We start from the raw sequence: 8,282 nt of genomic DNA on the forward strand, positions 1-8,282 counted from the left end.
CCCTTCCCTCTCCACCCAAAGAGGAGAGATCAGATGAGCAGACTGGAAAATAAAGTCGCTGTAATACTGGGCGGCGCTAAAGGAATTGGCCTGGCCATCAGCCAGCGTTTTGCCAGCGAAGGCGCAACGACCTGGTTCACATCGCGTCGTGACGAAGAGTTGCAGGCGGCAGGCCTGAAGATATCGGGTAAATCGAACCCGTTGCAGGCCGACGTCAGTCAGCAGAGCGAGCTGATACGCATTATGGATACGGTAAAGGCTGAATCATTCCGGATCGATGCGTTGGTGATTAATGCCGGGATGACGGACTATGCCACGATTGATGATATAAGTCCGTCGCATTTTGACCAGATTTTTAGTCTGAATGTGCGGGCGGCCGTTTTTGCGTTGCAGGCCGCGCTGCCGCTGCTTAATCCCGGCGCAAGCGTTATCCTGATTGGTTCCATTGCTGATGTGCTGGGTACCGAGGGTTACGGCGTTTACAGCGCCAGCAAAGCGGCCCTGCGATCCTTTGCCCGGACCTGGACACGCGAGCTCTCTTCGCGCGGTATCCGAATCAATGTGGTGGCTCCCGGCCCTGTTGATACGGAAATGATGCAGGCCGCCTCCGAAGAGTTGCGCAAGGAAATAATTAGCGCGATCCCCTTGAGCCGCATGGGCAGGCCTGAAGAAGTGGCCAACGCCGCGCTGTTTCTGGCAAGCGATGAAAGTAGCTATATTGCAGGCGCTGAAATTTGTGTGGATGGCGGCCTGACGCAGGTTTAAACGCTAACGGATAATGATCTGTTTCTCAGCCATCCCCGGATGGCTGAGGCGCGCCCCTTACGACTTGCTCACCGCATAGTTTCTGACTTTATTATTTTCCATCTGTACGGTCAGCGTCTTACCCTCGGTCGTGTCCCTTGCCCTTGCCTGACTCCAGGTCCACATCAGGATTTGGTGCCCCTCGGGGTATGGGGTTTCCGAGGTGGGCTGACCAAAAAGCGCAATCATTTCCTGCCTCGTGGTCGTGCCCTTGTGGATTTTGTTAAGCCGCGCATCGTCGAAATCCTGGCCAACGGAGGCGGTACACCCGGCAACCGTCATTATCAGGCATAAAACTAACCATACTTTTTTCATCATCAGGGCCGCGCGCTCTTTCTGCCGGAGAGGTAACGAACGCCCTCAGGTCCAAAGAATTCGGAATGGGGCTCATCGCGCTGGAGATGAAACACCTCGCCCACACGCCAGGTTTTTTCCCCGCTCTGACTAAGAATGGTTATCTCACCCGCCAGAATCAGCGCTTTCGCTTCAAAGGGATGCGCGTGATGCTCCAGCCTGCCGTTGGGTTCGCGCTCCACCACCACCGGCGTGTCAAAACCCTGCTCAGCCAGCTGTTTTACGAATTCTTCCTGCTGCATGGTCACTCCGGATAAACACAGGTATTCCGCTAAGATAGCCTGACTGCCCACACACTTTCAATTTATACCGGGCTTGTCGGCGCGCGCCCTCTCGCCTTTGCTGCTAACCGGCCGCGCATAGCCGCCCGCAGCCCCCTGTCGCAGGCACCGCCAGGGGCTATTTCAACGTACCGCTCGCCGCAGCGGAATAGCGCGCTTTGGCATGATGCAGCGAAAGCAGGGACATCACCATCAGTACGCATCCGGCGACAATCAGAAAAGCATACCCCAGCAGGCTCCAGGCCCAGATACCAACGATCCCCCCGACCAGAAATCCCGCTATCGTCAGCGCATGGAGCTTTAACCGATCGAGATATGCCGTGGCTTCACTGGGGGACTCCTGCCGCCGCAGGATATCAATCAGCATCGCCATTTCAATACCAATATCGGTTGCCGTGCCGGAGACGTGCGTCGTTCTGACGCGGGCATTCGAAATCCTCGTTACCACGGCGTTTTGCAGCCCCATCAGCAGGCTCAGGGCCAAAATGAGCACCGCCCCTGGCAGGGTGAAGCTCAGCTCAGCCACGCCAAGCACCATTAGCGCCAGCGCTTCAATAACAATAACGAAAGCATAGATGCCGCGCAGGCCTCTGCGCCGTCCGGCATTGATAATCAGCGTGGAGAGTAAAGCGCCAAAAATAAAAAACAGTACGATGGACAGGAAGAATATGCCGCCGTTCCACCTGAACCGGGCCAGATTATCGGAAAGGGAAGAGACGTTACCGGTCATGTTGGCAGCGAAAAATCCTACGATTTCAAACGCCACCGTATTAAGCGCACCGGCAACGGCGGCCAGCAGACAGGCCAGCCAGCTGTCAGTAATGAGCGTTCTGGCTTCATCGGTACGAATCAACATGCTAATTTCTGTGCGTGGAGAAAGGGATGCATTATTTTCTGCCCAACCAATGGGAAACTCAAGTTACTTAATCGCGCCAGAAAAAAGGGCAATGCGGTCGACCTTAATTTAGTAAGCTTCCTGCCTGTGGAGAGGTAAATGCTCAATGATAAGGATATTCAATTATGCTGCTTACCCTGCTGCCCATTTTAGCTATTCTGTTTATTTTGCTTTTTATCGTCTGTTTTATTATTTTCCTGGTCAGGCTTTCCCGCGAGGGTGACGCCAGTTTCGGGCTGGCCCTTATCGTGCTCATTTTACCCTTTGTGGCATTCTATTGTGCTTTCTGGTACGTCAGCCTGTACCTCGAGACCTTAGGCATTAACCCTCCCCTCTTTTAGGTACGATTAGTCGGAGGGAGAGATAGGCGATAAATACCCCGCTACTCCGCTGATTGATTGCTCACCGCACACTTACACTGAGGGAAAGTTAATCACGCCCGTTGTGGAGTCCCTATGCCAGACAAAGATCCTATTGTTGAACGCCTCACCGTTGAGGTACTTGCCCTGCGTCATATCGTGCAGATGCTGATTGCTTACGGCAACGTGCCTACCGGTGGCAAGCTGAATAAATACCTGCTCAAGGTAGCGGATGATACTGAACACCGCGATGAACGACACGGCAATAAAGCCATCGCCGAGGCGATCCGCAGCTACATTCAGAACTGATTTTCTGGCTATTCTTTCCATAATCATCGCCGCCTGCGCAATGTGCCAGAATGCAGATTTCGGATTTTGTTACATTAACCTGCCGCCCCGCTAAATGTTTTCGACCAGGCTTACTCCTTATTAAAACAAGACCTCGTGCTCAGTTTCCACGTTCAGGACTCGTAAGGAGTAACCATTATGTCGTCACACGCCAGAGAAGATAAGCCCGCAGCCGTTTCCCCTTTGCCACTCTCTTCAGCACAGCAAAATAAAGGTACGGCCTTTAGCGAAGCAGATCGTAAAAAACACCGACTGGAAGGGCTGCTGCCGCCCATCGTGGACAGTTTGCAAACCCAGATCCAGCGCGTTAAAGAGCACCTCGACGGCAAGCCTAACGACATCGAAAAATATATCTGCTTGCAGGAGCTGGCGAATCGCAATGAAACGCTGTTTTATGCCACGCTGATGTCCGATCCCGTCACCTTTATTCCCCTGGTTTACGATCCCACCATTGCGGATGCCTGTCTTAAGTACGGCCATATTTATCGCCAGCCGAAGGGGATGTATCTGACGCGTGAAATGAAAGGCCGGCTGGCTGAGGTGCTGCGCAACTGGCCGCAAAAGGACGTTCGTTTTATCTGTGTAACCTCTGGTGGCCGGATTTTAGGACTGGGCGACATCGGTGCTAACGGTGCGCCTATCCCGGTGGGAAAGCTCCAGCTCTACACCGCCTGCGCCGCCGTCCCGCCAGAGGGCCTGCTGCCTGTCCACCTGGACATTGGCACCAGCAATAAAAAGCTGACGGGTGACCCACTTTATACCGGCCTGCGTAAAGCCCCCCTTGCGCAAAAAGCGCTGGATGAGCTGCTGGATGAGTTTGTCGCGGCGGTGGAGAGCGTCTTCCCCGGCTGCTGTATTCACTTTGAGGACTGGAAAGGCAGTGATGCGGTGCGCTATCTACAACGCTATCAGAGTCGGGCCCTGGTTTATAACGACGATATTCAGGGTACGGCAAGCGTGGTGCTGGCTGGCCTGATTACGGCCCTGAAAACCACTGGCGGCAAGCTGTCACAGCAGCGCGTGCTCTTTGCCGGTGCTGGCTCCGCTGGAACGGGCATCGCTAATATGCTGGTTGAGGCGATGGTGCTGGAAGGCGCAGAGCGGGAAGAGGCTCGCCGGGCAATCACGCTGTTCGATAAGGACGGGCTGATTGAGACGGGGCGTAAAAAACTCTCTGCTGAACAGAAGACCTTTGCCCGGAAGGCTGAACCCCAGTCCGATCTGCAAAAAGTGGTGGAAGCGGTTAAACCTACGGTGCTTATCGGCGTCAGTACGCAGGGGGGGCTGTTCACCGAGAAGGTGGTTAAAACCATGAGTAAGCTGAACGATCGGCCGATTATCTTCCCACTTTCCAATCCGACAGATAACGCTGAATGCACCGCAAAACAGGCCTATCAGTGGACCAAGGGCAAAGCGCTCTATGCCGCGGGTGTGCAGTTCGGTGAGGAAAACGTACAGGGTGAAACGCGCTATCCGGGTCAGGCCAATAACTTTTATATTTTTCCGGCGGTCAGCCTGGCGGTGTACGCGGCGCGCCCCAGGCGTATTGACGATCGGCTGTTTATAGAGGCAGCCCGCGCCTGTGCGCAGCAGGTTAGTAAAAAAGATCGCGATCGGGGAATGCTCTACCCTTCACAGGCCGGGATACTGAAAACGGAAAAGGCTATCGCCCGCCATCTGGTGCGCTATCTGTTTGATAACGATCTGGCGGGGGTGGAAGAGCCCGATGATATCCCCCGCTGGCTTGATAAGCTGAGCTACAAGCCCGGTTACGAGTAAATGCGCATCGCACTGATTTGATCGGGATACGCAATTCGCGATATCCTGCGGACGAGCTGTTGATATAGTTGATTTTATGCCCTTCATGCGTCAGGTTCGACGACCTGGCGCAGCATGGCTGGACGATGAATTTAACAAGGATGATAACGTTATGCATGACTACCTGACACAATGGCTCAGCGCCTTTGATCTGCCCTACGCCTCTTTTATCGCTGTATTCGCCCTGCTCGGCATTATCCTGCTGATCTCCCTGCTCGTACACGGCCTGCTGCATCAGGGCGTTATTCCTCCCCTCCGCAGGCTGGCCGGGAAGTCGTCAAAGCAGTGGCCACGATCGTTTATTGATAAGAAACTGCTCAGCCGTTCAGCCCTGCTCCTCCAGGGGATCCTGCTCCAGCTGCAAATTGCACTTTTCCTGCAGGGCATTGAGCCGCTGCATACCGTGCTGGTGGTGTTCAGCCAGGTATGGATGATGACGTTCAGCCTGCTGATGTTTTTCTCGCTGCTGGATGTGCTTCTTGAGGTAACGCAGCGACAGGCCATTGCCAGCCAGCTCCCCCTTCGCGGTATTTTTCAAAGCCTGAAACTGATTGCCGCGCTGCTGGTTGTGCTGATGATTATCTCAGTGCTAATTGGTAAATCCCCGCTGGTGCTGCTGACCGGGCTGGGTGCCATGACCGCCGTACTGATGCTGGTATTTAAGGACCCCATTCTCGGTTTAGTGGCCGGGATCCAGCTGTCAGCCAACGATATGTTGAAAATTGGCGACTGGCTGGAGATGCCAAAATATGGCGCAGACGGCGACGTGGTGGATATCGGTCTGACCACGGTTAAGGTTCGCAACTGGGATAAGACCGTCACGACGCTTCCTACCTACGTGTTGATATCAGATTCATTTAAAAACTGGCGTCCGATGTCAGAATCCGGCGGACGCCGCATCAAGCGCAGCATTAATATTGATACCACCAGCATCCATTTTCTGAGCGAGGACGAAGTGGCCAGCCTGAAACGTGCCCAGCTGCTGACGCCTTATCTGGAAGGCAAAGGTGAGGAAGTGGAAAACTATAATGCCCGGCTGAATTGCGATCTCACCACGCCGCTTAATGGCCGCAGGATGACCAATGTCGGCACCTTCCGCGCCTGGCTGGAAGCCTGGCTCAGGGCGCATCCGCGCAGCCATAAGGAGATGACCCTGATGGTACGCCAGCTGGCGCCGGGTCCTTCGGGCCTGCCGATAGAGATTTACATGTTCACCAATACCACCGCCTGGCTGGAGTATGAAAATATCCAGGCTGATATTTTCGATCATATCTTTGCCGTACTGCCTGAATTTGGCCTGCGCGTTCATCAAACGCCTACTGGCAACGATCTGCGACAGCTGCGGCTGACGGAACAGGATAATGCTATCCAGGCGGATCGCTAACGAACTGCGGTTCAGGCTACCTTTCATACCCTGTGAGAGGCATTTCATTCCGCGCGGGCGGCAGTTCATGCCTTAATCAGCCCGCGCGCGAAAGACCCGACATATTCTGTGCTCAATTTATTAAACTTTCATCGGGAGTTTTCCATGAGCACATCCCCCGTCAACACCCGCGTTAATCGTACCCGCTGGCTAACCCTGATCGGTACGGTGATCACTCAGTTTGCTCTGGGTTCAGTCTATACCTGGAGCCTGTTTAATGGCCAGCTGTCCCACAAGCTGGATGCGCCAATCAGCCAGGTGGCTTTCTCGTTTGGCCTGCTGAGCCTGGGGCTGGCCATCGCCTCTTCGCTGGCGGGAAAGCTTCAGGAGCGTTTCGGCGTACGCCGGGTGGCCATCGGTTCTGGCGTGCTGATGGCGGTGGGTTTTTATATGACCGCTCACGCTAACAATCTCTTTATGCTGTATCTCAGCGCGGGGGTGTTAGTGGGTCTGGCCGACGGCGCGGGCTATCTGATGACGCTTTCAAACTGCGTAAAATGGTTTCCAGAGCGCAAAGGGATGATTTCCGCCTGTGCCATAGGTGCCTACGGTCTGGGCAGCCTTGGGTTTAAATTTATCTGTAGCTATCTGTTGAGTATTAACAGCCTGGAGACGACCTTTGTTATTTGGGGCGGACTGGCAATGGTGATGATTATCCTCGGCGCGTTGCTGATGAAAGACGCCCCACAACAGCCTGCGGCCAGGCCGGGTGAAATCAGTCGGGCGCGTGACTTTTCCCTGGCAGAAGCCGTGCGTTTACCGCAGTACTGGATGCTGGCGCTGATGTTCCTGACCGCCTGTATGAGCGGGCTGTACGTGATTGGCATTGCGAAAGATATCGGCGAAGGGCTGGTACATCTCTCATTACAAACGGCGGCCAACGCGGTGACGGTGATTGCGGTTGCCAACCTGAGCGGTCGCCTGATTCTCGGTATTCTTTCCGATAAAATGCCGCGTATCCGGGTGATTACGCTGGCACAGGTGGTTTCGCTGGCGGGAATGGCGATTATGCTGTTCAGTCAGATGAACGAGCTGACCTTTTTTATCGCCATTGCCTGTGTCGCCTTCAGTTTTGGCGGGACCATTACCGTTTATCCTTCGCTGGTGAGCGATTTCTTTGGCCTGAATAATCTGACTAAAAACTACGGGCTGATTTATCTGGGCTTTGGGATTGGGAGCGTGTTGGGTTCGCTGATCGCCTCCCTGTTTGGCGGGTTTGTCGTGACTTTTAGTCTGATTATGGCGCTGCTGGTTATTTCGCTGGTTTTGTCAGCCTCAATTCGATTGCCACATCGTCCTGCTGATAAAAAGAGCCATCTTCAGCATGCCTGAGAAGATCGTGTGCGGCAAAGGTCCGGGGTATCGCCTACAAGTGGTGCCCGGTGTTTGGCGGTCCTCACGCCGCGCGTGGCGCGGTGCCTTCGCTCCGCTCGTCGTTGCGGATTGCCTGTCACCGGGCCCCACCCGCTGGCTCCATTTACATTGTGTTAGCTGCGGGTAACGGCGGTTTCGGGGGTTACAGGCGATTCTTTGGCAGGTTTAAAGCAAAGAGAACTCTGCAAATAAGACAACCTCCTTGCCANGGCGGTTTCGGGGGTTACAGGCGATTCTTTGGCAGGTTTAAAGCAAAGAGAACTCTGCAAATAAGACAACCTCCTTGCCAAAGCCTCAGGGCCGTAGCCTGGGCTTGTGCACAGTGCGCTAAAGGCTCAGTGTTGTCGCCAGCGGATGGTGCCTTGCCCGGTAAAGGCTCAGTGCCATTGCCAATGGGGCCTGGTTAGCTAAAGGCCTGTTGCATTCGCCAACGGATGGGGCCCGGTGCCTGGCGGTCCTCGCGCCGTGCGTTGCGCGGTTCCTTCGCTCCGTTCGTCGACCTTTCGGACCGGGCATGACGCGACATCCCTGTCCCGGCATGCCCTTGTGCCAGCATCCCTGCTGGCCCATCCGGGTCTTCCTCTCTGCGCTCAGCGCTGCGGATTGCCTGTCACCGGGCCCCACCC

At 54.8% G+C, this 8,282-nt stretch carries 9 protein-coding genes; 6 read left to right on the forward strand and 3 right to left on the reverse strand.

Translation table 11 applies throughout. The features are described from left to right. Positions 1-33 precede the first annotated feature (33 nt). Positions 34-765 (forward strand): SDR family NAD(P)-dependent oxidoreductase, encoded by a 732-nt coding sequence (locus tag A1830_RS11310; protein ID WP_067705810.1) that lies wholly within the window; start codon positions 34-36, stop codon positions 763-765. 57 nt (positions 766-822) lie between these two features. Here A1830_RS11310 and A1830_RS11315 read toward each other — a convergent pair whose 3' ends face one another. The 3 genes from A1830_RS11315 to A1830_RS11325 form a co-directional block, all read right to left on the reverse strand. After that, positions 823-1,122: a hypothetical protein gene (locus tag A1830_RS11315; protein WP_067705812.1), complete on the reverse strand. Its 300-nt coding sequence runs from the start codon at positions 1,120-1,122 to the stop codon at positions 823-825. Beyond that, complete coding sequence (locus tag A1830_RS11320) at positions 1,122-1,400, reverse strand: cupin domain-containing protein (protein WP_067705814.1); 279 nt, start codon at positions 1,398-1,400, stop codon at positions 1,122-1,124. Before A1830_RS11320 ends, A1830_RS11315 begins: the two co-directional genes overlap by 1 nt. Positions 1,401-1,557: 157 nt before the next feature. Then, positions 1,558-2,295, reverse strand: coding sequence for a YoaK family protein (locus tag A1830_RS11325; RefSeq protein ID WP_067705815.1), 738 nt, complete (start codon positions 2,293-2,295; stop codon positions 1,558-1,560). 164 nt (positions 2,296-2,459) lie between these two features. On the opposite strand from A1830_RS11325, the gene A1830_RS11330 reads away from it, so the two are divergent. The 5 genes from A1830_RS11330 (at position 2,460) to A1830_RS11350 (ending at position 7,614) form a co-directional block, all read left to right on the forward strand. Further along, positions 2,460-2,675, forward strand: a complete 216-nt coding sequence (locus A1830_RS11330; protein WP_067705817.1) for a hypothetical protein — start codon at positions 2,460-2,462, stop codon at positions 2,673-2,675. Positions 2,676-2,789: 114 nt separating this feature from the next. Further along, positions 2,790-3,002: a hypothetical protein gene (locus A1830_RS11335; RefSeq protein ID WP_067705819.1), complete on the forward strand. Its 213-nt coding sequence runs from the start codon at positions 2,790-2,792 to the stop codon at positions 3,000-3,002. Between the two features lie 177 nt (positions 3,003-3,179). Beyond that, positions 3,180-4,820 (forward strand): NAD-dependent malic enzyme, encoded by a 1,641-nt coding sequence (locus A1830_RS11340; RefSeq protein WP_067705820.1) that lies wholly within the window; start codon positions 3,180-3,182, stop codon positions 4,818-4,820. A gap of 151 nt (positions 4,821-4,971) precedes the next feature. Further along, the gene (locus tag A1830_RS11345) at positions 4,972-6,243 is read left to right on the forward strand and encodes a mechanosensitive ion channel family protein (protein WP_067705905.1); all 1,272 of its coding nucleotides are present in this window, start codon (positions 4,972-4,974) and stop codon (positions 6,241-6,243) included. Positions 6,244-6,387: 144 nt separating this feature from the next. Continuing rightward, entirely contained in the window at positions 6,388-7,614 is a 1,227-nt protein-coding gene (locus tag A1830_RS11350; RefSeq protein ID WP_067705822.1) for an L-lactate MFS transporter, read from the forward strand. Positions 7,615-8,282: the final 668 nt, after the last annotated feature.

This window comes from Erwinia sp. ErVv1 (assembly GCF_900068895.1).
Classification (GTDB): domain Bacteria; phylum Pseudomonadota; class Gammaproteobacteria; order Enterobacterales; family Enterobacteriaceae; genus Erwinia.